Origin of the sequence: Yoonia tamlensis, from assembly GCF_900115105.1 — a bacterium.
Lineage (GTDB): Bacteria > Pseudomonadota > Alphaproteobacteria > Rhodobacterales > Rhodobacteraceae > Yoonia > Yoonia tamlensis.
Map to the genome: position 1 here is coordinate 1,953,506 of NZ_FOYP01000001.1, position 22,420 is coordinate 1,975,925.

26 protein-coding genes are annotated in these 22,420 nt (G+C 58.8%); 16 read left to right on the forward strand and 10 right to left on the reverse strand.

The window, feature by feature from the left end:
• The first annotated feature begins 103 nt into the window (after positions 1 to 103).
• Positions 104 to 613, forward strand: coding sequence for a bifunctional 3-hydroxydecanoyl-ACP dehydratase/trans-2-decenoyl-ACP isomerase (fabA, locus tag BM320_RS09995; RefSeq protein WP_090199524.1), 510 nt, complete (start codon positions 104 to 106; stop codon positions 611 to 613).
• Positions 614 to 710: 97 nt separating this feature from the next.
• Here fabA and BM320_RS10000 read toward each other — a convergent pair whose 3' ends face one another.
• Positions 711 to 1,220 carry a hypothetical protein gene (locus BM320_RS10000; RefSeq protein WP_090199526.1) on the reverse strand — a complete coding sequence of 170 codons (510 nt, stop codon included), beginning with the start codon at positions 1,218 to 1,220 and terminating at the stop codon, positions 711 to 713.
• A 104-nt stretch (positions 1,221 to 1,324) separates the two neighbouring features.
• On the reverse strand, positions 1,325 to 2,404 hold the full coding sequence (locus BM320_RS10005; protein ID WP_242650996.1) for a Hint domain-containing protein: 1,080 nt from the start codon (positions 2,402 to 2,404) through the stop codon (positions 1,325 to 1,327).
• Between the two features lie 222 nt (positions 2,405 to 2,626).
• Here BM320_RS10005 and fabB point away from each other — a divergent pair, with 222 nt between their 5' ends.
• The 3 genes from fabB to BM320_RS10020 all read left to right on the forward strand — a co-directional run bounded on the left by fabB (position 2,627) and on the right by BM320_RS10020 (position 5,688).
• Complete coding sequence (gene fabB / locus BM320_RS10010; RefSeq protein WP_090199528.1) at positions 2,627 to 3,856, forward strand: beta-ketoacyl-ACP synthase I; 1,230 nt, start codon at positions 2,627 to 2,629, stop codon at positions 3,854 to 3,856.
• Between the two features lie 3 nt (positions 3,857 to 3,859).
• On the forward strand, positions 3,860 to 4,669 hold the full coding sequence (locus BM320_RS10015) for an enoyl-ACP reductase FabI (protein ID WP_090199531.1): 810 nt from the start codon (positions 3,860 to 3,862) through the stop codon (positions 4,667 to 4,669).
• A gap of 86 nt (positions 4,670 to 4,755) precedes the next feature.
• Positions 4,756 to 5,688 (forward strand): HesA/MoeB/ThiF family protein, encoded by a 933-nt coding sequence (locus tag BM320_RS10020; protein WP_090199533.1) that lies wholly within the window; start codon positions 4,756 to 4,758, stop codon positions 5,686 to 5,688.
• Here BM320_RS10020 and BM320_RS10025 read toward each other — a convergent pair.
• Positions 5,685 to 6,119, reverse strand: a complete 435-nt coding sequence (locus BM320_RS10025) for an FKBP-type peptidyl-prolyl cis-trans isomerase (RefSeq protein ID WP_090199536.1) — start codon at positions 6,117 to 6,119, stop codon at positions 5,685 to 5,687. The two genes, BM320_RS10020 and BM320_RS10025, sit on opposite strands and share 4 nt — an antisense overlap.
• A gap of 131 nt (positions 6,120 to 6,250) precedes the next feature.
• On the opposite strand from BM320_RS10025, the gene BM320_RS10030 reads away from it, so the two are divergent.
• From BM320_RS10030 to BM320_RS10085, 12 genes are all read left to right on the forward strand, one after another.
• Complete coding sequence (locus tag BM320_RS10030; RefSeq protein WP_090199538.1) at positions 6,251 to 6,928, forward strand: haloacid dehalogenase type II; 678 nt, start codon at positions 6,251 to 6,253, stop codon at positions 6,926 to 6,928.
• Entirely contained in the window at positions 6,928 to 7,746 is an 819-nt protein-coding gene (locus BM320_RS10035) for an alpha/beta fold hydrolase (RefSeq protein WP_090199541.1), read from the forward strand. Before BM320_RS10030 ends, BM320_RS10035 begins: the two co-directional genes overlap by 1 nt.
• Positions 7,743 to 8,705 (forward strand): threonine ammonia-lyase, encoded by a 963-nt coding sequence (locus BM320_RS10040; protein ID WP_090199543.1) that lies wholly within the window; start codon positions 7,743 to 7,745, stop codon positions 8,703 to 8,705. The genes BM320_RS10035 and BM320_RS10040 overlap by 4 nt, the downstream gene beginning before the upstream one ends.
• A complete protein-coding gene (locus tag BM320_RS10045; RefSeq protein ID WP_090199546.1) occupies positions 8,702 to 9,901 on the forward strand; it encodes an endonuclease/exonuclease/phosphatase family protein in 1,200 nt (399 codons plus the stop codon). The genes BM320_RS10040 and BM320_RS10045 overlap by 4 nt, the downstream gene beginning before the upstream one ends.
• The gene (pcaD, locus tag BM320_RS10050) at positions 9,894 to 10,691 is read left to right on the forward strand and encodes a 3-oxoadipate enol-lactonase (RefSeq protein ID WP_090199548.1); all 798 of its coding nucleotides are present in this window, start codon (positions 9,894 to 9,896) and stop codon (positions 10,689 to 10,691) included. The genes BM320_RS10045 and pcaD overlap by 8 nt, the downstream gene beginning before the upstream one ends.
• A complete protein-coding gene (locus BM320_RS10055; RefSeq protein WP_090199551.1) occupies positions 10,684 to 11,382 on the forward strand; it encodes an alpha/beta fold hydrolase in 699 nt (232 codons plus the stop codon). The genes pcaD and BM320_RS10055 overlap by 8 nt, the downstream gene beginning before the upstream one ends.
• A 43-nt stretch (positions 11,383 to 11,425) precedes the next feature.
• Positions 11,426 to 12,643, forward strand: coding sequence for a TCR/Tet family MFS transporter (locus BM320_RS10060; RefSeq protein ID WP_090199553.1), 1,218 nt, complete (start codon positions 11,426 to 11,428; stop codon positions 12,641 to 12,643).
• Positions 12,644 to 12,698: 55 nt separating this feature from the next.
• Positions 12,699 to 13,295, forward strand: a complete 597-nt coding sequence (locus BM320_RS10065) for a TetR/AcrR family transcriptional regulator (protein ID WP_090199555.1) — start codon at positions 12,699 to 12,701, stop codon at positions 13,293 to 13,295.
• A 102-nt stretch (positions 13,296 to 13,397) separates the two neighbouring features.
• Positions 13,398 to 14,078 (forward strand): PspA/IM30 family protein, encoded by a 681-nt coding sequence (locus BM320_RS10070; protein ID WP_090199558.1) that lies wholly within the window; start codon positions 13,398 to 13,400, stop codon positions 14,076 to 14,078.
• 26 nt (positions 14,079 to 14,104) lie between these two features.
• Positions 14,105 to 14,383 carry a YiaA/YiaB family inner membrane protein gene (locus BM320_RS10075; protein WP_090199560.1) on the forward strand — a complete coding sequence of 93 codons (279 nt, stop codon included), beginning with the start codon at positions 14,105 to 14,107 and terminating at the stop codon, positions 14,381 to 14,383.
• Positions 14,384 to 14,465: 82 nt separating this feature from the next.
• Entirely contained in the window at positions 14,466 to 15,107 is a 642-nt protein-coding gene (locus BM320_RS10080) for a lysophospholipid acyltransferase family protein (RefSeq protein WP_090200549.1), read from the forward strand.
• Positions 15,104 to 16,045 (forward strand): phosphatidate cytidylyltransferase, encoded by a 942-nt coding sequence (locus BM320_RS10085; protein ID WP_090199562.1) that lies wholly within the window; start codon positions 15,104 to 15,106, stop codon positions 16,043 to 16,045. The genes BM320_RS10080 and BM320_RS10085 overlap by 4 nt, the downstream gene beginning before the upstream one ends.
• On the opposite strand, the gene BM320_RS10090 is transcribed toward BM320_RS10085, so the two are convergent.
• The 7 genes from BM320_RS10090 to BM320_RS10120 are packed head-to-tail and all read right to left on the reverse strand — an operon-like array spanning position 16,036 to position 22,409.
• Positions 16,036 to 16,782 carry a glycosyltransferase family 2 protein gene (locus BM320_RS10090; protein WP_090199564.1) on the reverse strand — a complete coding sequence of 249 codons (747 nt, stop codon included), beginning with the start codon at positions 16,780 to 16,782 and terminating at the stop codon, positions 16,036 to 16,038. The two genes, BM320_RS10085 and BM320_RS10090, sit on opposite strands and share 10 nt — an antisense overlap.
• Entirely contained in the window at positions 16,779 to 17,669 is an 891-nt protein-coding gene (locus tag BM320_RS10095) for a glycosyltransferase family 2 protein (protein ID WP_090199566.1), read from the reverse strand. Before BM320_RS10095 ends, BM320_RS10090 begins: the two co-directional genes overlap by 4 nt.
• Entirely contained in the window at positions 17,666 to 18,205 is a 540-nt protein-coding gene (locus BM320_RS10100) for an LbetaH domain-containing protein (RefSeq protein ID WP_090199568.1), read from the reverse strand. The genes BM320_RS10095 and BM320_RS10100 overlap by 4 nt, the downstream gene beginning before the upstream one ends.
• Entirely contained in the window at positions 18,202 to 19,323 is a 1,122-nt protein-coding gene (locus BM320_RS10105; RefSeq protein WP_090199570.1) for a glycosyltransferase, read from the reverse strand. The genes BM320_RS10100 and BM320_RS10105 overlap by 4 nt, the downstream gene beginning before the upstream one ends.
• Positions 19,320 to 19,904, reverse strand: coding sequence for an acyltransferase (locus BM320_RS10110; RefSeq protein ID WP_090199572.1), 585 nt, complete (start codon positions 19,902 to 19,904; stop codon positions 19,320 to 19,322). The genes BM320_RS10105 and BM320_RS10110 overlap by 4 nt, the downstream gene beginning before the upstream one ends.
• On the reverse strand, positions 19,894 to 21,228 hold the full coding sequence (locus tag BM320_RS10115) for an oligosaccharide repeat unit polymerase (protein WP_090199574.1): 1,335 nt from the start codon (positions 21,226 to 21,228) through the stop codon (positions 19,894 to 19,896). The genes BM320_RS10110 and BM320_RS10115 overlap by 11 nt, the downstream gene beginning before the upstream one ends.
• Positions 21,213 to 22,409 carry a lipopolysaccharide biosynthesis protein gene (locus BM320_RS10120; RefSeq protein ID WP_090199576.1) on the reverse strand — a complete coding sequence of 399 codons (1,197 nt, stop codon included), beginning with the start codon at positions 22,407 to 22,409 and terminating at the stop codon, positions 21,213 to 21,215. The genes BM320_RS10115 and BM320_RS10120 overlap by 16 nt, the downstream gene beginning before the upstream one ends.
• Positions 22,410 to 22,420 lie beyond the last annotated feature (11 nt).

Consider the following 22,420-nt stretch of genomic DNA (forward strand, 5'->3'; position numbering starts at 1 on the left):
GGATTATCAATTGAATTTCTGCAATTGCCCGTCAGGCTTGCCCTTGCAAAGGTCGCAGTGGTAAAGGTTTTGAAACGCAGCAGTTAAGAATGAGACCAGACAAATGGCCGATTACCCTACCAGTTTTGACAAAGACGACTTGCTCAAATGCGCCCGCGGCGAATTATTCGGCCCCGGCAACGCGCAGCTGCCTGCCCCGCCGATGTTGATGATGGACCGCATCACCGAAGTTTCTGCCGATGGCGGCGCGCATGGCAAAGGGCATATCATTGCTGAATTCGATATCACGCCAGAGCTGTGGTTCTTTGACTGCCATTTTCCCGGCAACCCGATCATGCCCGGCTGTCTGGGGCTTGATGGCCTGTGGCAGCTGACCGGTTTTAACCTTGGCTGGCGCGGCTGGCTTGGGCGCGGTTATGCGCTTGGCGTGGGCGAGGTCAAACTGACCGGCATGGTGCGCCCCGACCGCAAAATGCTGACCTATAAGATTGATTTCACCAAAGCGATCCAGACCCGCCGCCTGACCATGGGTGTCGCCGACGGGATCGTCGAAGCCGACGGCGAAGTGATCTATCAAGTCAAGGACATGAAGGTCGCGCTCAGCGAAAGTTAAGCCTCTGACCTAGCGCCGACAATTGTTGTTGGCGTTAGGCTTTGCGCAGCATGCGTTCAGCGCACCCAAAATGCGCGCCGCCCATCCCGCCGCAAAGTCACGCGTTGCTTTCCAAGAACGTTTGGGCCTCAAGCAATGCACCCGCAAGCCCGTCGATAAACCCGTGCGTGCTGACGTCAATCAAGCCGGATGTTGTGCGGGTCTCATCCTCAACGACATCCGCAACCGCAAGTACCCCAAATGGCGTAGCCTTTGCCGCAAGCAATTCGCGGTAGCTGGCACCTGTGCCATGTTTCAACACATTGACGGCGAGATAATATTTATGGATGCGATCCGCGAGATCCGGCTGCTTGGCCGCGAGCAACGCTGCGCGCAATTTGCGCGAAAACGGCCCGCGTTTGAAATGATGCTGCATGCGGGCTTCAAACAGGCCGAACAGGTCGACCGCCGCCTTTTCGAGCCCCGCAGTCGCCGCACGCATTTCCTGATCTTGTGCGTGCGCTTTTGCGCCTTGGCTGGTTGCGGCTGCGTTCAAGCGGGCTTCGTGTATCTTTGCATCAGCTTGCGCCGCTGCGATCAACGCATGCAGGTCATTCGTTTTTTCCATTGTCCGCGCTCCTTGGGGGTTGAACCACCCTTACGCTATGCTGCGCAGAAAGAAAGGGCAGAAACGGCACCGCCGCATTACCCGTTCCGGTCTGCGCGCGCGGATCAAGACACCAATGCGCGCCCGTTTTTGACATGCCGTGCAACCAGCCCGCGCTGGCGCTGGCCTTTTGGGATAAATGCGGCGGACTGTGGGGCGTGGCCGGCCTGCTTTAGTTCCGGAAACAGTTCAAAAATTTCTTTGCGCGCCTGCGCAGGCACCGATTTCAAGGCTTCGGGGCCTGTATACAGGCTTTCACTGGGGGCATCATTTGCATAGACCACCTGATGTGCGTCAAACAGCATATGCATATAGCAAACCGGCGCGTCGGTCTGTACTGACGCGACGCCGGGCGCGGCGACAAGCGATTTCGCGGCAACCAGTACTTCGTCTGTGCCAAACATGCGCTGCGCAATTTCCGACCGCACCAGCATCCGGTGCTGCGGAGAAACCAGCAGGTCCTGTTTGGGCAATCCGGCACCCATGCTGCCCGCGGCAATTCTGATCGGGCGCAGATTTGGCTTGAACGCCAGATCAATGCTGTCCAGCGCGCGCTTGCCGATCCACAAAATCGGCTGCAAACCGTTGTCTTTGGTCAGAACCAAATCACCAACTTCCAGCGATTCGATCGGGCGCGGTCCGGTGCTTGTGGTTATCAGCGTCCCTGCAACAAAGCATGGCACATTGTCGACAGGTGTTTCCTGACCGTCCGCGCTCCCGTTGACTGTATAGGTCGTGCCGGGCGTCGGCAAAACCGGCCCGCTGATGCCGACGTTATCGCCGTCAATGCGAATGATCCAGAATGTTTCGCCCGTGGAGGTCGTGAATCCGAACTCCAGTTCGACCGGCGACCCCGCAAGATAGGTTGTCCCGTTGATTGTGACGTCTTGTGAAAGCAGCTGGTCGTTATTGCCCGTCGACGGGGACGACCCGTTCCCCGGCGTATCAATATAGCCGTCCGAGAAATAGTTGTCGGGCGATCCGACCGGATTACCGTCATCGTCAGTGACACTGATAACAGTCAGCGTGGCACTGCTGTTAAGCGTCATTGTTGTCCCGTTCGGGTAGCTGATGGTGTTATTTGTCGATGCACCGACCCATTGATCAAACCCGTAGATCGGCACCGTAAAATTGAACGCAACCATGTTCAGCCCTCATACTCATGGAAATTGTCGGGTAGCACCGTCCAAATATTAACGCAACATTAACAAGCCAAGCAGATTTTGTGCGGTGGCGTCAAAGGCGCGATTTTTCGCCACATCGCGCGGACCAGATCGCTAGGCATGCCGCGCGGGGCGAAGCTACCTGCTTGCCCCCGCCCCCACTGCTGCCTTACAAAGCAGTAACAAAATAATGGGAGTGCGTTTATGCGTCGCGTCGTCGTCACAGGTTTGGGGATTGTCTCTCCGATTGGGAATAACGCCGAAGAGGTGAAAGCCTCGCTTAAGGCTGGCAAATCCGGAATCGTGGCGTCGCCCGAAATGGCCGAACACGGGTTCCGCAGCCAGATCGCAGGCACAGTCAAAATTGACATCACCGAACATGTCGACAAACGCGCGCTGCGTTTCATGGGGCCGGGTGCAGCCTATGCCTATATCGCGATGGGTCAGGCGATTGCGGATGCAGGGCTTGATGAAAGCACGGTATCAAACGTGCGCACGGGGCTTGTTGCGGGCTCCGGCGGCCCATCCACATCCGCGATGTTCGCGGCCCATAATGTGGTCAAAGATACAGGTGCCACCAAACGCATCGGGCCTTTTGCCGTGCCAAAATGCATGTCGTCCACGATCTCTGCGAACCTGTCGACCCAGTATAAAATCAAAGGCATTAACTATTCGATCACCTCTGCCTGTTCGACATCCCTGCACTGCATCGGCAACGCCGCCGAACAAATCATGATGGGCAAACAGGACGTGATGTTTGCGGGTGGCGGCGAAGAATTGGACTGGACGCTGTCATGTCTGTTTGATGCGATGGGCGCGATGTCATCAAAATTCAATGACACCCCCGAAAAAGCATCCCGTGCGTTTGACGCAAACCGCGACGGTTTTGTAATCGCTGGCGGCGGCGCGATGCTGGTGCTGGAAAGCCTTGAGCACGCGCAAGCACGCGGTGCCAAAATTTATGCCGAAGTAACCGGATACGCGGCGACATCTGACGGGCACGACATGGTTGCCCCATCAGGCGAAGGCGGCGAACGCGCGATGCGTCTGGCGCTGCAAACCCTGCCAGAGGGCCGCAAGATCAGCTATATCAACGCGCACGGGACATCGACCCCCGTCGGCGACGTGGGCGAGATCGAAGCCGTGCGCCGTGTGTTCGGCGAAGGCGCGACACCGCCCGTTTCATCGACCAAATCCATGACAGGCCACAGTCAGGGTGCCACCGGCGCCTCCGAAGCTGTTTATTGCCTGTTGATGCTCGAGGATGATTTCATCACCCCGTCAATCAACGTCGAAACCCTTGACCCTGCGCTGAAGCCCGCCGAAATCGCCACAACATTGGTTGAAAACGCAGGGCTGGATACCGTGATGACAAACTCTTTCGGGTTTGGCGGCACCAACGGGTCAATGTTGCTATCCAAGTTTAAGGGCTAAGCCATGACAATTACATTGAACGGAAAACGCGGGCTGATCATGGGCGTCGCGAACGAAAGATCAATCGCTTGGGGCATCGCCAAAGCGATGTCAGAGGCGGGCGCGGAACTGGCGTTCACCTATCAAGGCGAGGCATTTGGCAAACGCCTGGAACCGCTGGCGGCATCGGTTGGGTCGGATATGCTGGTCGATGTCGATGTCACCGATGACGCCAGCATGGATGCGGCCTTTGACATGATCGCGCAAAAATGGGGCAAGCTGGATTTTGTTGTGCACGCCATCGCGTTTTCGGACAAGAACGAATTGGCAGGTCGGTTCACCGACACGAGCCGCGCGAATTTCCAGAATTCGCTGACAATTTCTTGCTATTCATTCATCGATGTGGCCAAACGTGCCGCAGCCTTGATGCCCGATGGCGGCACCTTGCTGACGTTGACCTATCAGGGTGCCAACCGCGTGACCCCGTTTTATAACGTCATGGGCGTGGCCAAGGCCGCACTGGAAAGTGCGACACGCTATCTGGCGAACGATCTGGGGCCGCAAGGGATCCGCGTCAACGCGATCAGCCCCGGCCCGATGAAAACCCTCGCGGGGGCTGCAATTGCGGGTGCGCGCCGCACCTATAAGCACACCGAACAAAACACGCCAATGCGCCAGAACGCGAGCCTTGAGGCAGTGGGCGGCACTGCTGTCTATCTGGCGTCAGATGCGGGTGCGTTTACATCAGGCGAAATTATCCGCGTTGACGGCGGGTTTCATGTTTTGGGCATGCCCCAGCCGGAAAATCTTGTGATGCCAATCACCGATAAATAGCCACAACCATTGGGCGATAGCGACTTTTGTTATCGCCCTTGGTGTACTAGCCTTGTTCCAAAGCGGTTCACGCAAAAGGAATTGGCATGACCTCCCCCCATTATTTCCGGATCGACGGTATTTATGACGCGCAGACCTATTGGGAACGCGTCAAACGCAGCGAAGTATTTCTTGGTCTCGATCAGGCCCATATGCGCGCATCTCAAGAAAAAATTGCTGGCGCGACAGTGGGTGTTGCAGGGCTTGGCGGCGTTGGGGGTGCGGTGGCAATGTTGCTTGCACGGCTTGGTGTGCGGCATCTGAAAATCGCTGATCCCGATGCCTTTGACACCAGCAATATCAATCGCCAGCTTGGGGCGTCGCCTGCGACGTTAGGCGCATCAAAGGCCAGCACCATTGCCAAGCTCATCCATGAAACCACGCCGGATGTGACGCTGGATGTCTATACAGATGGGCTGACCGTGGAAAACGCCAGCGATTTTGTCACCGACTGCGACTTGCTGATTGATTGCATTGATTTTTACACAATTGCCGAACGCTACGCGCTACATCAAGCCTTTCGCGATAGCCCTAATTGCATGGGCTGCCTTTCGTCAAAAATGGTAGGGTACGGCGCGAACCTGTATCTGTTCACAAAAGACGGGCTCACGCTCGAAGATTTTTACGGGATCGCACCGGGCACGGAAATGACGCCGGAACTGATGGACAAGCTGGTGCGGCTTCAGGCCGCTTTCTTGCCCCGTTTTCCAAGTCTCGAAGTCATATATGACTGGATGCAAGAGGTGGGCACCGCCCCGATGATCGCCACGACACCGCCGCTGACACATTATCTGGTCGGTTCCCGCGCGGCACTGATGTTGGCGGGGCTTGACCAGCCGCCCTATTGTGACGCGCTGCCGCCGATGCCCAGCTATCTTTGGGTGGATGCCACACGCGGGCAATGCGGCATTTATGAATTCAACGGCGCATTCGCCAACCCTGACGAATACGCCGCGCATTTTGGAAAAACGCCGGATTAAGCTGCGTCGATGCCGACCATTTCGATTGCAAAGATCAGGTCTTTGCCTGCCAGCGCATGGTTGGCGTCCAATGTCACTTCGGTCTCGGTTACTTCGGCGACGGTGACATGCATGATCTGGCCTTGGGGGGTTTGCATTTGCAATTGCGTGCCCAGATCAAGCGGGATGTTGTCGGGGATTTCACCGCGCGGCACGGATTGGCGCGCGTCAGGGTTGGTTTCGCCGTAGGCTTGGGCACAGGGCACTTCGACGGTCTTTTTGTCGCCCACGGCCATGCCGGGAATGGCGACATCCAAGCCAGGAATAATCTGGCCAGAGCCAACCACAAATTCCAGCGGGTCGCGCCCGTCAGAGCTGTCAAAGGTTTCACCCGTCTTGAGCGTTCCTGTGTAATGGATACGCACCGTATCCCCTGATTTTGCTTGGCTCATTTTCTACATCTTTCGGCTAGCGTTTCAAAATTCGCGCTAAGCTACGCGCCTGCACCCCAAGTTGCAAACCGCTTTCCCCCTTTTCGTTAGCGCATGCCCGTGACACGATGGTTCAAAGACAAGAGGATCACATGACAATCACCACCTGTGTTTTCGATGCTTACGGCACATTGTTTGACGTCAACGCCGCCGCAGCGGCTGCCGCAGCAGAACCCGCCCATGCACATATTGCGGATGTCTGGCCTGCCATCGCGCGCGACTGGCGCGCAAAGCAGCTCGAATACAGTTGGCTGCGCGCCGTGGCCGGACGGCACTGTGATTTCTGGCAGGTCACGCAAGACGGGCTTGACTGGGCACTTGCGTCAAACGGGGTAACCGGCGTGGCCACCCGCAGACGTTTGTTGGACCTCTATTGGGAACTGGCCGCCTATCCCGAAGCACCGCAGGTATTGGCCGATTTGCGCGCGGCGGGCATGAAAACCGCGATTTTGTCAAACGGCAGCCCCAAAATGCTGGAAGCGGCGGTTACATCGGCGGGGCTTGCGCCGCTGTTGGATGCGGTCCTGTCGGTCGAGGCGGTCGGCGTTTTCAAGCCCGCCGCGCGTGTCTATGATCTGGTCGGAGAGCACTTTCCCGGCGCCGAGCAAAGCGTGCTGTTTGTGTCTTCAAACGGGTGGGATGCGGCGGGGGCTGCGGGATACGGGTTCCAGACTGCATGGGTGAACCGCGCAGGCGCGCCGATGGACCGGCTTTATGCCACGCCCCACCATACCGTGGCTGATCTGACAGCCATTCCGGGGCTGGTCTGATGCCGCAGTTTACCTCGCAAGACGGGCTTTCGCTGCATTATACCGATCAGGGCGCGGGGCTTCCGGTGATTGCGCTGGCGGGGCTAACCCGCAACGGCGCGGATTTCGATCATATTGCGCGCACATGGCCGACACGGTTGATCCGGCTTGATTACCGCGGGCGCGGCCAATCGGATTGGGCCGATCACACAACCTATACCATCCCGCATGAGGCGGCGGATGTTCTGACGCTGATGAACCATCTTGACCTTGATCAGGCCGCGATCCTTGGCACTTCACGCGGCGGGCTGATTGCAATGACGCTTGCCATCACGGCCAAAAACCGGCTGCTGGGTGTCGCGCTCAATGATATCGGTCCCGTACTCAAGCCCGAGGGGCTTGCCACGATCATGGATTATATCGGGCGCAATCCTGCGCAAACCACCTATGCCCAAGCCGCCGCGGTGCGCGCGCGGCTATGGACCCAGTTTGAAAACGTACCGATAGAACGCTGGCTGGCCGAAGTGAAAGCCCATTACAAAGAAACCCCCGCGGGGCTGGTGATACGTTATGATCCCAAATTACGCGATGCCGTTATCGCTGGAGGCGCCCAGCCGCTACCCGATCTGTGGCCGCTTTTTGATGCGCTTGACGGGCTGCCTTTGGCCTTGATCCGCGGCGCGAATTCTGACCTTTTGTCGCGTGAAACTGCTGATGAAATGGCGCGGCGGCGCCCCGATATGATCCGCGCGGATGTATCCGGGCGCGGGCATGTGCCATTTCTTGATGAACCCCAATCGCTGACTGCCTTGCATGCTTGGCTGGAGAAAATGACATGAATATTGAAATGATCCGCGCCGCGGCCACACGTATTGACGGGCACGCACGGCGCACCCCGCTGCTATCCTCGCCGTTTCTGGACGAAATCGCCGGACGGCAGGTTTTCGTCAAGGCAGAGTGCCTGCAACATACCGGTTCATTCAAATTTCGCGGCGCGTGGTCGGCGATTTCCATGCTGTCGGCTGACCAGATCAAGGCGGGCGTGATCGCCTTTTCTAGCGGCAACCACGCGCAGGGCATCGCGCTGGCGGCGCAAAAACATGGCGCCCCTGCCGTGATCGTGATGCCGGTAAACGCGCCCGCAATCAAGATCGCCAACACCCGCGCCTATGGCGCCGAGGTGGTGCTGTATGACCGCGCCACCGAAGACCGCGACGCAATTGGTGCGCGGCTCGCGGCAGAGCGCGGGCTGACCCTGATAAAACCCTTTGACGAGCCGCTTGTTGTCGCGGGCCAAGGCACCTGCGGGCTTGAGATCGCGCAAGAACTAGGCAACCGCGACGCCGAAGTCGCCGTTTGTTGTGGTGGCGGCGGGCTGACCTCTGGGGTCGCGATTGCCTTGGCCGCAGATGCGCCAAAGATGCGGGTGCGCCCTGTAGAGCCTGCTGGATTTGACGATGTGACCCGTTCGCTTGCTGGCGGGCAGATCATGCGCAATGCGCAGCTCGACGGGTCGCTTTGCGATGCAATCATCACGCCGCAGCCGGGTGATTTGACCTTTCCGATCATGCAAAACCTATGCGGCGCAGGCATTGCCGTGACCGACGATGAATGCCTGCGCGCGATGGGCCTTGCCTTTGCGCGGCTGAAAATTGTCATCGAACCGGGGGGTGCGGCCGCACTTGCCGCGGCTCTGTTCCACCCCGACGCGTTTGAAGGCGACACGGTTGTCGCCATCGCAACGGGCGGCAATGTTGACCCAGCGGTCTTTGCCCGCGCCTTGGACACGCTTGCATGACCCGTTTCACCATCGCCAGTTTCAACGTCAAGAACCTGATCGAAGCGGATCAGGAATATTACAAGTTCGAACAATACACCCCCGAAGAATACGCATGGAAACGCGCGTGGCTTGCGGACCAGTTGCTGACGATGAACGCAGATATCGTCGGATTTCAGGAAATTTTTAGCGAAGCCGCCCTGCGCGATGTGGTGATTGAAACGGATGAACTGGGGCTCGCGGCCAATGCCGCGCATATTCCCGACCGGTCCAAACGCTATGCCCGCAAGGCGATTTTTCGCAAACTAGCCTATGAACCCTATACGGAATCGGCGCTGGCCTTTGCGCCCAACAGCTTTGACGGTGGCGCGGGCGCACGCCGTCCGGGCGTTGCGATCCTGTCGCGGTTCGGGTTTGTGGGCGCGCCCGAGGTGATCCAAGACCTGCCAGAACCGCTTGATATCCCGTTTAGCGATATCGACGGCACAGACGGCGGCAGCTACCGGATCAAGCGGCTTTCGCGCCCGATCCTCAAGGTGCGCATTCCGGTCGGGGAAACGGTTGTCACCGTGTTCAACTGCCATCTGAAATCCAAGCTGGGTGAATTGCCCCGCCCCGCGGGCGCCGCGTTCCCGCCTGCCGCTGATCTGGTGAATTACGATCCGGCAGCCCGTGCGATGGGGTCACTGCGCGCCGCCTTGCGCCGCATGGCCGAAGCATGGGTGCTGCGCAATGCCATCATCGCAGAACTGGAGGCGGGCAATCCTGTCATGGTTTTGGGTGATTTCAATGATAGCGAAACCGCCGTTTCATCGGAAATCATCAGCGGCGAAGCCCCGTTCAAAAACTATGCATGGATGCGCCGCCACGACGCCCAGACCCCGCGCGACCGTTATTCCGACGCGCAAAACGAAGTGATTCAGGAAAAGATCAGCAAGGTGCGCCTGTTTTCCGCCGAAAAGCTGTTCGTGCGTAAATCCCTGCGCGATATGGTCTATACATCTGCCTTTGGCGGCGTGTTCGAAAGCATTGACCAGATTTTGATGTCGCGGCATTTCCACCCTGATTTTCCGCAAAAACTGGGCGAGATGGAATATTTCAGCGTGCTGAACGATCATCTCACCGACGGCTCGCACCCCGAGGCCCCGTATAATAAGCTCGCATCGGATCACGGGCAGATCATGGCCCATATGCTGATAGGAGACCCCTATGAATGATATAACCCAAATCACCCGCGACGGTGTTTCACTGCATGTCGCGGCCCAAGGGCCCGTGGATGCGCCCGCCGTGGTATTTGCCAATTCGTTAGGGACCGATCTGCGGCTTTGGGACGATATCGTGCCGCTTTTGCCAAAAGGACTGCGCGTGATCCGTTATGACATGCGCGGGCACGGGCAATCCGATGTGCCTGATGCACCCTATACGATGGGGCAATTGGTGTCGGATGCCGAAGCGGTCTGTGATGCCTTCAAGCTGCGCGATGTGTTGTTTGTGGGCCTCTCGGTTGGCGGCATGGTGGCGCAAGGGCTTGCGATCAAGCGCCCTGATCTTGTCCGCGCGCTGGTTTTGTCCAACACGGCGGCAAAAATCGGCAACGCAAAGCTTTGGCAAGACCGGATCGCTACGGTGCAGACCAAGGGTCTGGATGCGATGGCCGATGAGGTAATGAAGCGCTGGTTTTCGCCCGGCTTCTACGCCTCTGACGCGATGCTGCATTGGCGCGATATGCTGGTGGCAACCCCGACCAATGGCTATCTCGGGATTTGCCACGCGATTGCGGGCACGGATTTCTATACGCCCACCAGCGCACTACGCATTCCCACGCTTGGCATTGCCGGATCCGAAGACGGGGCCACGCCGCCCGATCTGGTGCGCGAAACTATTGATCTGATCCCCGGGTCAAGGTTCGAACTGATGCGCCGTGTGGGCCACCTGCCCTGCGCAGAAGCCCCCGCTGCCTATGCCGCGCTGTTAAACCAGTTCATCGCAGACATCGGCCATGGCTGAGTTCCTGCTGGTCCACGGGTCCTGCCACGGGGCGTGGTGCTGGGCGCATGTGATCGCGCAATTGCGCGCCGCAGGGCATGGTGCGCGCGCGATTGACCTACCCTCGCATGGGGCAGACCGCACGCCGCCCGCAGATGTCACGCTAGACCTTTACGCCAAGGCAATTGTGGATGCGATTGAAACCCCTGTGGTTCTGGTCGGCCATTCGATGGCGGGCTACCCGATCACCGAGGCCGCAAATCTTGCGCCTGAAAAAATCGCGCAACTGGTCTACCTGTGTGCCTATGCGCCGGTCATTGGCAAATCGACAGCGCAAATGCGGCGCATGGCGGACGAGCAGCCGCTGCGCGATGCGATCATTGTGGCGCAAGACAGGGTGACATTTACGATTGATCCGGCCAAAGCCCGCGCGAAATTCTATCACGATGTGGACCCCGCGCGCGCGCAATGGGCGATCCGCCAATTGGGGCCACAGCCGATTTTGCCACAAGAAACGGCTGTTACAAACCTGCCCGATGTCCCGCGCCACTATATCCGCTGCACCGATGACCGCACGATTCCGCCCGCGTTTCAGGCCAAAATGACCGAAGGCTGGCCTGCAGAGACCGTCAGCGAAATGGCGACATCGCATTCGCCATTCCTGTCAGCGCCAGTAGAATTGGCCGCGCAACTGATTGCCGCGCTTACGTAAAATCACCTCTTGCAATGCCCGCGCCCGCGCATAATCTGGCGCGATGAAAAGCAATCTTCCCCTCACCTTTATCCTGATCACGGTTGTCATTGATGCCATGGGCATCGGGCTGATCATGCCGGTCATGCCTGACCTGATCCAAGAGGTCGAAGGCCGCGATCTTGCGATGGCCGCCGTTTGGGGCGGGGTGCTGACAACAATCTTTGCGGCAATGCAGTTCCTGTTCGGACCAACAATCGGCAGCCTGTCCGACCGATTTGGGCGCCGGCCTGTGCTGCTTTGGTCGCTGGTGTTCATGGCGTTTGACTATGTGCTGATGGCGGTTGCGGGCACGATCTGGCTTTTGGTCATTGGCCGGCTGATCGGCGGGGTTACGGCGGCCACGCAATCGACTGCTTCGGCCTATGTCGCGGATATATCAACGCCCGAACAAAAGGCTGTCAACTTTGGCCGGATTGGTGCGGCATTCGGGATCGGCTTTGTGTTTGGGCCGATGCTGGGCGGGGTCTTGGCCGAATTTGGCACGCGCGCACCGTTTTGGGCGGCTGCGTTTCTGGCGGGGGCAAATGCGGTTTTCGGCTATTTTGTCCTGCCCGAAACCGTGACCGATAAGATCCGGCGCAAGTTCGAGTGGCGCCGCGCCAACCCGCTGGGCGCGTTCAAAAGCATCGGAGCGCTTCCCGGTCTTAAACGGCTGATGCTGATCCAGTTTGTCTATACCATTGCGTTTTTCGTCTATCCGGGTGTCTGGGCTTATTTTGGGGTCGCGCGCTTTGGCTGGGGACCGGGGATGATCGGGCTGTCGCTGGGCGTCTTCGGGATTTGCATTGCGCTGGTCCAAGGCGTTCTGATGAAGCCCATCCTTGACCGGATCGGCGAACGCAAGGCGGTGATACTGGGGCTGTCTATCGACGTTGTGGCATTTGGCGCGCTGGGTTTCCTGACGAGCGGCTGGCTGGCGCTTGCGCTGATCCCGCTGACGGCGATGGGGTCAATTGCGGGGCCGGCATTGCAGGGGATCATGTCCCGCACTGCGTCCAACGACCAACAGGGCGAATTGCAGGGGCTGATCGCATCCATCGCAGCCGTCGCGACAATCATCGCCCCGCTGATCGTGACGCAGACCTTTTACTATTTCACCAGCGAAACCACGCCATTCTATATGCCCGGCGCGCCGTTCCTTGTTTCCGCATTCCTAACGGCAGGTTGTGTCTTGGTCTTTGTCCAGACACCGCGGCCCAAGCGAAAACGCGTCACTTAGGGTTTTCACCCTGCTGAACACTTGCTAGGGTGAACTACGTTCAGAAGAGGGTATCATGGCGGGTAAAGTAGCACAGCGGCGCGCAGCCTTGCGCGAGGATCTGATCAACATCGCGCAGCGGCGCATCGCGGAAGATGGATTGCAAGCATTGCGCGCACGCGATCTGGCAACCGAAGCCGGCTGTGCCTTGGGCGCGATCTATAATGTCTTTGGTGATCTCAATGATCTGGTGCTGGCGGTAAATGCTCGCACCTTTCATGCGCTTGGCGCCGATGTTGCCGCAGCCCTTGCCGAAGCCCCCCAAGACCCTGTCGATCATCTTGTGGTAATGGCGCAGGCCTATCACCATTTTGCGGCGGCGCACTTGCATAGCTGGCGGGCCCTGTTTGATGTGGAACGCGCGCCAGACACCGCCGCACCCGATTGGTATCTGCACGAGATGGGGCAGCTGTTTACCTATATCTCTGACCCGCTGGCAGTGATTTTCCCCGCGCGTGACCCGCAAGATCTGGCGCTTTTGACGCGTGCGCTGTTTTCTTCGGTACATGGTATCGTGCTTTTGGGGCTGGACGGGGCCAGCGCAGGCGTCCCGTCCGACGATATCGACCGGATGATTGCCCTTGTTTTACGGCAATTTGCGGGCCGCGAATAATGTTGTGAACTTTGTTCATATTTCTCTTGACCCACAAGATCGGGCGCGCTATCACTAAGTCATGAACAGCGTTCACAAACGCAACACATGAGGATGATAGCAATGTTTAAGACACTCGCGACCTTGATCAACGGGCAGAACGCACGGGCCGAAGACCGCGTGCGCGACGCATTTGCGATCGAATTGATCGACCAGAAAATCCGCGAATCCGAAAGCAGTCTGCGCGCGGCCAAATCCACCTTGGCCAGCCTGATCCAGCGCCAGCGGTCCGAAGAAAAGCAGCATAGCGCCTTAAAGGCCCGTATCGGCGACCTGACCAAACGCGCGCAGGACGCGCTGGATAACGACCGCGAAGACATGGCCGCAGAGGCCGCCCGCGCCATCGCCACGATGGAAAACGAACTGACCCTGCGGGCTGAAACCCTGAACCGTCTTGACCAAAAGGTGTTGCGTTTACGGTCATCGATTGAAACCGGACACCGCCGGATTATCGACCTTAAACAAGGTGCGATACAGGCCCGTGCTGTGCGCCGCGAACAGTCGATCCAGATGCAAATGGTCAAAACCGGCGCGGGTCACGGCAGCGTCGAAGAGGCCGAAGAACTAATCCAGCGTGTCTTGGGCCGTGACGACCCGTTCGAGCGCTCTGAAATTCTGGCTGATATCAACCGCGACCTTGACGGCGGCACCATCACCGACCGCATGGCCGATGCCGGATTTGGCCCTGCGACGCGGTCAACCGCCGACGATGTTCTGGCCCGCCTGAAATCAACAAAGAAATAATGCAATTCCAATAGGAGAAAACCAAAATGGCACATGTAAAAACAGATAACGCATTGATTATGTTCGTAAACGGCGCAGGTGTTGCTGTCGCATACGGGATGCTTGCTATCTCGCTCTGGCTGTCCACCGAAGTTCCACTGTCGACCAAAGGTTTCTGGGCGATGTCGGTGATGATGCTCACACTGGCGCTGGTCAACTTTGTCAAATACCGCTTTGACGACAAAATGTCCGAAGACCGCATTCAGCGGATTGAGGACGCCAAGAACGAAAAGCTGCTGTCGGAATATGTCGGCGAAAATAAATAGCCAACCCCGCCCCGCCGTTGCAGATGCCGCGGCGGGGCCTTTTCCTTTGCAACCCCCACCGACATTCGCCAAAGTTGACATCATGAATTTCCTGCGCCGCCTTGCCGCCCGAATTGTGGGCCACGCCATCCGCATTTTCGCCCGCGCGATCACCGCCGTGCGCGCCGATTGGCAGGGGATCGAACCTGTCCCGCGCCAGCGCGTTTATTTCGCCAACCATACCAGCAACGGCGATATGCCGATGATCTGGGCGTCACTTCCTTCCGCATTGCGCCGCGAGGTCCGGCCTGTGGCCGCAGCGGATTACTGGCTCAAGAACAAGCTGCGCGCCTTTGTTGGCCCCGAGGTGTTCAACTGTGTGTTGGTCGACCGCCGCCCCGAGGTCAAAGACAAACCGATGGACAAGATCATTGCCGCACTCGACGAAGGGTCATCGCTGATTATTTTCCCCGAAGGCAACCGCAACATGACCGATGATCCGCTGCTGCCGTTCAAGGCGGGGCTGTATAATATGGGACTGGCCCGACCGGATGTTGATCTGGTGCCGACATGGGTGGCAAACCTGAACACGATCATGCCCAAGGGCGAGGTCATCCCGCTGCCCCTGATCTGCACGGTGACTTTCGGCACGCCGATGCATGTGCAAGTCGGCGAAGACAAAGACGCATTTCTGGCCCGCGCATCAAACGCGCTGCTAGCGCTTGCGCCCAAGGTGACAAAATGAGCAGCACAACCGTTGATATTCTGCTGCTGGCCTTTGGCAGCTTTGGCATCCTGATCGGATTGACGTTTCTTGGCGAAGTGCTGCGTGCACGCCAAACCCCCGGCACACAAAACCCCGTACTAGAGACCTTTATGACCCGCGTCCAAAGCTGGTGGGGCATGGTCGCCTTTGTGGGGGCGGCGTTGCTGCTGGGCAAGGGTGGCGTAATGGTGCTTTTTGCGTTTTGTTCCTTTGCGGCGTTGCGCGAAATCCTGACCATGACGGCCAAGGCACAGGCCGATCACATCGCGCTTGCGCTTGGGTTCTTTGTGGTGCTGCCGCTGCAATATGTCTTTGTCGGCATGGGCTGGCACGGCATGTATACCGTGTTTATCCCCGTTTACGCATTCCTTTTGCTGCCGATCGTATCGGCGCTGCGCGGCAATGCTGACCGGTTTTTGGTGCGGGTGGCCGAAACCCAATGGGCGCTGATGATCGCGGTGTTCTGCGTCAGCCATGTGCCCGCGCTGATGAACCTCGAGCTGGGTCAAAGCAGCGACCGGTCGGTGCTGTTGATCGCGTTTCTGGTCATGGTCGTGCAATTCGGCGATTTGCTGGAATACTTTTTCGGGCGCCGCATCGGTCGTCACAAAATCGCGCCGGGCCTGTCGCCCAAAACGCGGCGCGGGGTGCTTTGCGGTGTATTATCCGCAATGTGTATCGGCGCGTTACTGCATTGGATCACGCCTTTCGGGGTCTTGGGGGCAGCAGCCATGGCGGGGGCTGCGTCGCTTGTCGGGATGCTGGGCAGCCTTGTCTTTGCGGCCATCAAACGCGACCGCGGGGTCAAGGATTGGTCACATCTGATCCCCGGTCAGGGCGGTTTTCTGGACCAGCTTGACAGTGTGATTTTCGCAGCCCCGATTTTCTATCACCTGACGCGGTATTTTTACGGGTGACGCAGGAACTGCGGCAGCTTCCGCAGGTTCTTTGCGATCAGCGTTCCTGCCCCGCCAATACGGTGGTGCCGGATCGCGCGGTAGTCCTCGCGGCTTTTGCGGATCATTTGTTTGACCGACCTGTTACTTGCGCCACCCACGCGCATTTGCACCATGACGCGCGGCAGATAAGCCAGCCGCACATCGGCTGACAGATAACGCAGCATGGCCTCGTAATCGCCCGAAATCCGGTAAATCGGATCATAGGCGCCCAGATTTTCAAACACTTCGCGCCGCAGATAAAGCGTGGGATGCGGCGGCATCCAGCCCCATTTCAGGCGGTCTTGCGCATAGGGGCCAGCCACCCAATGGCGCAACACGCGCGCGGGGTTATCCGCTGCAACATATTGCAAATCGCCGTAAACCCCATCAACCGCAGGATCCGCCAGTGCGGCAGCCACATCGACCAGAACCGCAGGATCGGCAAGCTGGTCATCCGCATGCAGCAGCCCGATCACATCGCCGGTTGCGCGCGCAATCCCTTGATTTATCGCATCATATATCCCCGCATCCCGACCCGAGACAACCAATGAACGCCCCGCCGCGCGTGCATTGAGGATGTTCAACGTCGTATCGGTCGACCCGCCGTCTTGCACCAGATGTTCGATGTCCGTGTAAGTCTGGCGATCAAGGCTTGTCAGCATTGCAGGCAATGTGTGTGCGCCGTTCATGACGGCTGTGACCACTGATATTTTCATCCAAGATCAATCCCTAATACTGACAAAATTGCATCCTGCGGGGTGCAATCATGGGCCGCCATATGGCGGCGGACCTCGGCCAGTTTTGCGTCGACCAAATAGCGGTACCAGAACCCTTGTAGGACGTGAAACGCCCGCCCCTGCCGCCCGTCCAGAAACCCCAAACACAGCACATAGCGATAAAAGAAATAGGCGCCCGCACGCGCACCGCCGGGCAGTCGGGCATAGATGTTTTCCTTGATCCAGCGCTTAATCGCGGCCTGTTGCCCGCCCCGCAATTGGCCAATCGTTTCACGCGGCGCGAATTGGTAGATTTGGTTCAAGATATCAATCGCCTCGCGGCTGGCATATTGGTTATGCTTGGCGACCCACCAATCCAGACTGCGCCGGTTATCATCGACAATTGCGCCCGCAAGCATCGCTGTCGGCCCATCAACGATAATATGTTCATCCATCCACCTGTTTTCACAGCGCCCTGCCCCGTTGCGAGACAAGCGCAGTACGCGGACCGGAAACACCCCGCCCCAACGGACCGGCTGGCCCATGAAATGCACGTGACGGTTCACATAGATGCCCGCGACATCGGGCAGACCTGCGCTGATTTGTTCCGCAAGCTGCGGGGTGACAAACTCATCCGCATCAAGCCGCAAAACCCAGCCCGGCGCACCCGCAATTTGCGCAAGCGCCCAGTTGAACTGTGTGGCGTGATTGATCCAAGGGTGGTGCAGCACTTCTGCGCCCGCCTGCTGTGCCAGATGCACGGTGTCATCTGTCGATCCACTGTCGACAACGATAATCCTGCTGGCAATCGCCGCGACAGAGCCGATGGCCCGCGCGATGTGCAGGCTTTCATCCTTGGCAAGGATGATGACCGTCAGCGCGGTCATGGCGCGGGCCTGATTTCAAGCGGATTGCCAACCCCGATATGATCGGCGGGCAGATCGCGCATCGCCACCGCCCGCGCGCCCAAGATTGCCCGCGCCCCGATCCGCACAGCAGGCCCGACAAAAGCATCGGCGCAGACCCAAGCGTCTTGATCAATCCAAATGGCTGGCGTGATCAACGGGCGGGCCGGATCGCGCCAGTCGTGACTGCCCGCACATAGATGCGCGCCTTGCGAAATCGTCGCGCGCGCACCGATATGGATCTCACCCAAAGCATAAAGATTAGCACGATCACCGATGGCAGCCTGATCGCCAATATGCAGGTGCCAAGGCATGGTGATCCGCACATTGGGATAGATATGCACATTTCGCCCGATCCGCGCGCCAAACCCGCGCAACAGCAGCACCCGCCACGGCCAAAATATGCGCGGGCTTAGACGAAACAACGGCCAGACCACGGCCCAAAGCACGCGGCGTATTTGCGTGGGGCGCGCGTATTTTTGTGCGCGTCTGTTGGCATTTACATCTACGGGCGTCATGCGGGCACCTGCCTAGCCAAAGGGCGCGTGCAATCGAGGTAAAGCTGTGCAAACCGGTCAACCATCACACTGGGGGCAAATTCCCGCTGCATCCATGCGCGCCCCCGCGCCCCCATTGCAAACAGGTCTTGCGCCAGAAGCCGCGCGATTTCCTGCGCCAGATCCGTACGATCGAGATCAACACAAGCCCCGCAGCCCAATGCATCCAGACGCTGCCAAGGTGTCTGGCTTGTTGTCAGCACGGGCACACCATGGGCAAGCGCCTCGGCCACAGCGATGCCGAAATTTTCGGAATGGCTGGGCAAAACAAACAGATCGGCGGACGCAAATGCGCGCGCCTTGGCCGCCGCATCCGCGTGCCCGTGCAGACGAATACGCGCACCGCATGCTGCGCGGATACGCGCCACATAGGCCGCTTCACCCGTGCCGTAGATATCAAGCGTTACGGCTTGCGGCAGGCGCGTCATCGCATCCAACAGAAGATCCAGCCCCTTTTTGGGATGCAGCCGCCCCAAAAATAGCAGGCGCGTAGCGGGCTGATTGGGCCGGTGGGTTTGGGGCGGCACCGGCACCGCATTGGGGATCAGCGCGGTCCGGATATTGCCCAGCCGGGTCACGCTTTGCCTTGCTTCTGCATCGCTGGTGACATGCAAGACGACATCGCGCGCGCGCAGCATTTGCGCCAGCTTTTCAAACTTCTGTTTTTGTTTGCGCCTTGGCGCATCGGGCCAGTCTTGGGTGGCTTGCAATGCGCCGCGCGGCGACCAAACTAGCGGTTTGCGCAGCGCGCGCGCGCAGGCCAAGGTGGGCAGCGTGGGGAAACTATAGGTGCCCGTCAGATGCACGACATCGGCCCAAGCCACCGCGCGCGCAAGCCCCGCCAAAAGCCCCGGCGCAATGGCATGTCCGGCAACACGGCGCGCATAATGCACCGGATACGGCTGCGGCTGCGCGGTGACGCGGGCGCGCAGGGCAGGCCCCGCAGCATCGGTTGTCAGCACCCGCACGGCAAAATCAGGGTGCTGCGCTATCCCGTCACAAATCGCCTTGGTTGACCAGATCGGCCCGCCCCAATAGGTCGCGGGGTAGTAGGACGGGGTGACATGCAGCAGCTTCATTCCGCCACCTGCACAGCCGGCAGTCGCCGCCCCACAATGCGCGCAGGATTGCCAGCAACGACGGTGTTTTCGGCAATATCACCTGTAACAATCGCCCCTGCGCCAATCACCGCGCCGCGCCCGATCGTGCCACATTGCGGCAAGATCACCGCATTCATGCCAATCCAGACATCCGCGCCGATCTTCTTTGGGCAGGCCATTGGTTTCGCATAAGGATCCAGCCCGTGGTCATGTGTATAGATCACCGCGTTTTCCGAGATCATCACCCCGTCACCAATCTGCAACCCGCCGGTGATATCCAGATGCACACCGCGGTTCACCTGCACCGCATCGCCAATGTCAAGCCGCGCGCCCGCCAGTTCCGAGGCCGCATTGCAGCCTTTCCAAAAATAGCAGTGCCGCCCGATACGCACCGCGCGCGGATCGGCGAACCTCACACCGGTCTGAAATCGCGTGCCTTTTCCAACCTGCGCAAGGCTCGCTCTATGCAGTTGCGTCGCCCAGATCATGCCGGCGCGCCGCGCGATTGCGCCTGCGACGCGGCCCGTCCAATAAACGCCGGTCAACGGGTTAAACCGCATGGGAAAGTGCTCCTTTCGGGGTGAGGACCCTGCGAAACCGCGTCACAAAAAGCGCGATCATGGCCACGACAAGCACCATCTGCGCCGCAGCACCCACGATGAACGCGCTGAACGAAGACTGCAGTGTCGCCTGAACGAAGGGGTAAAACAGGATCGGATAAAGCAGGAATCGCGCGCTATGTGCGTCATTTAGCAGCCATTCTTCGCATCTGCGGTAAAGCGCGCCCAGCAAGGGGGCCACCCCCAAGCCAAACCAGCCGAAGTTGATGAATGCCTCGCCCGGGCCGGTGACATTAAATGCGCCGCCCGTATAGATTTGCATGATATCGCGCTTGAAATAGACACCCAGATCAATCGCGGGTTTGTCGGGCCAAAATGCGCGGGGCACCCAGCCGAACGACCACCACGCATAGGATTGACCAAGCAATTGCTGGTCAAACGCAACCCTGTCTGTGACCATGACGGCCACATTGATGTCCAGAAAATACGTCGCTCCGACGATCTGTTCAAACAGCGAAACATGCGCGCCGTGAAACCGCAGCTGGGTCATATAGGCCGAAACGGCCAGCACCATACCTGCCGCCAATAACCCGACGCAAAGCGCGCGCGCGCCAATACGCCCGCCCAGAATTGCATAGGTCGCCAATGCAAACAGCATCAGTTCGATCAGTTCGAACCGGTCGCCGGAAATCACCGCGATCCCGACAAGCAATGCGCCCAATGCGCCGGCCCCTGCCAAAACAAGGGGCGCGCGCCGCGCAATACCGTTGGCTAGCAGCAAGACAAAAGCAAATTTCGGGACCACAAAAAACGTCTTGATCCCTGCCAGTGTCGCGCCAACGCCCGCATCATTTACGTTGATCTGCTTGGTCGCGTTTAGTCCGGCCAATAGCGCGGGATCAAACAGGCTCAGGCCGCGTGCGCGCAAGACGGTCGCAAAGGTCAGCAGGCTGAACAGAAATGCGCAACCAAACAGCCAGCCAAGCCTGCCGATATGCGCAGCGACCTGCCGCGCAGGGGCGGTTGCCACATATGAACCCGAAATGCGCAGGCTGGCAACATAGCCGCAACATATCAACAAGACGAAAAGACCAAGATAAAGCGCCCCGTAAGCCAGCGCCGAAGGTGTTTGCACAAACCGCCCGTAGAACGCGAGCGATGGCGAAAACCCATATGCGGCCACCTTGGCTAAAAACCCGAACCCGCAGAAATACCCGAGCAAATGCATCGGCGATACATAACGCACGCAGCCCAACCGCTGCCCGATCACAAAAGGCAATACCGTGCAGAGCAGCGCCAGTGTGGTGACTAGGAAAATCTCCATTTTGCCCCCAATGCAAAGGCAGAGGTATCCACCCCTGCGCGCCTCCAGACCAGCCACCACAACAGCGCGCTGCCGCAGGTTATCGCCGCGACATAAGCAAGCGCGTTTTCAAACGGATCGCTCACCCCCCCCGCGCATGCCAGATAGATCAACAGGCTTGCCGCGCGCGCCATCACAGCAAATCGTGCCATACCGCACAGGGTGGCGACCGTGAATCCTGAGGCAAAAACAACCTGCAACGCCGCACCCGCAAGCAATACCGCAAATATCGCGGGGGCACCTGACGGCAAGAAAGGCAGCGCAAGTACACCCACGCAAAACAACGCCATTCCGGGCAAAAGCGCGACCTTGCTGCCCAATTGGCTGGCGGAGCTTAGGCCGGCAAAATCGCCCTGCGCATGAGTTTTGGAAACAGCATTGGCGCTGACCCAGGTTGCGACGCTGACGGGCAAAGCCACAAGATTGGCAACCCTGCGCAGCACCACATAGATCCCGATTTGCGCAGGCGACAAAAGCGCGCCACCAAGTATGATATCAACCTGCGCCAGCCCGACCCCCAACACCGAAGTCCCCCAAAGGGATGCCGAAATGGCTGGCGTCTTATGTGCCGCATTAATGATTTTTCCTGCGGCGGGCCGCGTTCCGGTCCAGACAAGCCCCAGTAACGCAAATAGTCCCATCCAGACCATCGCCCCAATCAAGACGTGGTCCGCCGTCATTGCAGCAATCCCCAAACCCAGCTGCGGGCCACAGTCACGCAGCACCATCGACAGATTAACGCTGCCCATTGCCCGCATCATGCTGGCCAGTCCGGTCAGAAAATTGATTGCAAATGCGGCCAGAATAATGGCCACCCATGGCAATGGCGGCCAAATAATCGGGCATAGCAACAAGCCTGCAACAGCCGCGCCCGCAGGCAATGTTACCAGATGCAAAAGCAGCCCCGTCGGCGATACACCGCCCGCAGTCAGCGCGCGCAACAGCAACAACGGGCCGCCCCAAGACAGGATTGGCGCCACCACCAGCGCCACGCCCCAAAGTACAGCCAGCGCGCCAAATGCTTCCAGACCCAAATAGGCGGCAAGCCCCATCATCACCGCAAAATTTGCGCCCACGCTTGCCGCCCGCACAAGCATCGGCACTGCCGCGTTTGACCCAAGGCTGATAATCGGAATTTTCAAATTCACCTACC

Coding starts and splice junctions, on each gene's coding strand:
- BM320_RS10040 (WP_090199543.1), top strand. CDS start 7,743: ATGAATATTGAAATGATCCGCGCCGCGGCCACACGTATTGACGGGCAC.
- BM320_RS10075 (WP_090199560.1), top strand. CDS start 14,105: ATGGCACATGTAAAAACAGATAACGCATTGATTATGTTCGTAAACGGC.
- fabB (WP_090199528.1), top strand. CDS start 2,627: ATGCGTCGCGTCGTCGTCACAGGTTTGGGGATTGTCTCTCCGATTGGG.
- BM320_RS10025 (WP_090199536.1), bottom strand. CDS start 6,119: ATGAGCCAAGCAAAATCAGGGGATACGGTGCGTATCCATTACACAGGA.
- BM320_RS10030 (WP_090199538.1), top strand. CDS start 6,251: ATGACAATCACCACCTGTGTTTTCGATGCTTACGGCACATTGTTTGAC.
- BM320_RS10055 (WP_090199551.1), top strand. CDS start 10,684: ATGGCTGAGTTCCTGCTGGTCCACGGGTCCTGCCACGGGGCGTGGTGC.
- BM320_RS10035 (WP_090199541.1), top strand. CDS start 6,928: ATGCCGCAGTTTACCTCGCAAGACGGGCTTTCGCTGCATTATACCGAT.
- BM320_RS10065 (WP_090199555.1), top strand. CDS start 12,699: ATGGCGGGTAAAGTAGCACAGCGGCGCGCAGCCTTGCGCGAGGATCTG.
- BM320_RS10015 (WP_090199531.1), top strand. CDS start 3,860: ATGACAATTACATTGAACGGAAAACGCGGGCTGATCATGGGCGTCGCG.
- BM320_RS10095 (WP_090199566.1), bottom strand. CDS start 17,669: ATGACCGCGCTGACGGTCATCATCCTTGCCAAGGATGAAAGCCTGCAC.
- BM320_RS10100 (WP_090199568.1), bottom strand. CDS start 18,205: ATGACGCCCGTAGATGTAAATGCCAACAGACGCGCACAAAAATACGCG.
- BM320_RS10045 (WP_090199546.1), top strand. CDS start 8,702: ATGACCCGTTTCACCATCGCCAGTTTCAACGTCAAGAACCTGATCGAA.
- BM320_RS10105 (WP_090199570.1), bottom strand. CDS start 19,323: ATGAAGCTGCTGCATGTCACCCCGTCCTACTACCCCGCGACCTATTGG.
- BM320_RS10020 (WP_090199533.1), top strand. CDS start 4,756: ATGACCTCCCCCCATTATTTCCGGATCGACGGTATTTATGACGCGCAG.
- BM320_RS10085 (WP_090199562.1), top strand. CDS start 15,104: ATGAGCAGCACAACCGTTGATATTCTGCTGCTGGCCTTTGGCAGCTTT.
- BM320_RS10000 (WP_090199526.1), bottom strand. CDS start 1,220: ATGGAAAAAACGAATGACCTGCATGCGTTGATCGCAGCGGCGCAAGCT.
- BM320_RS10110 (WP_090199572.1), bottom strand. CDS start 19,904: ATGCGGTTTAACCCGTTGACCGGCGTTTATTGGACGGGCCGCGTCGCA.
- BM320_RS10005 (WP_242650996.1), bottom strand. CDS start 2,404: ATGGTTGCGTTCAATTTTACGGTGCCGATCTACGGGTTTGATCAATGG.
- BM320_RS10070 (WP_090199558.1), top strand. CDS start 13,398: ATGTTTAAGACACTCGCGACCTTGATCAACGGGCAGAACGCACGGGCC.
- fabA (WP_090199524.1), top strand. CDS start 104: ATGGCCGATTACCCTACCAGTTTTGACAAAGACGACTTGCTCAAATGC.
- BM320_RS10115 (WP_090199574.1), bottom strand. CDS start 21,228: ATGGAGATTTTCCTAGTCACCACACTGGCGCTGCTCTGCACGGTATTG.
- pcaD (WP_090199548.1), top strand. CDS start 9,894: ATGAATGATATAACCCAAATCACCCGCGACGGTGTTTCACTGCATGTC.
- BM320_RS10090 (WP_090199564.1), bottom strand. CDS start 16,782: ATGAAAATATCAGTGGTCACAGCCGTCATGAACGGCGCACACACATTG.
- BM320_RS10080 (WP_090200549.1), top strand. CDS start 14,466: ATGAATTTCCTGCGCCGCCTTGCCGCCCGAATTGTGGGCCACGCCATC.
- BM320_RS10060 (WP_090199553.1), top strand. CDS start 11,426: ATGAAAAGCAATCTTCCCCTCACCTTTATCCTGATCACGGTTGTCATT.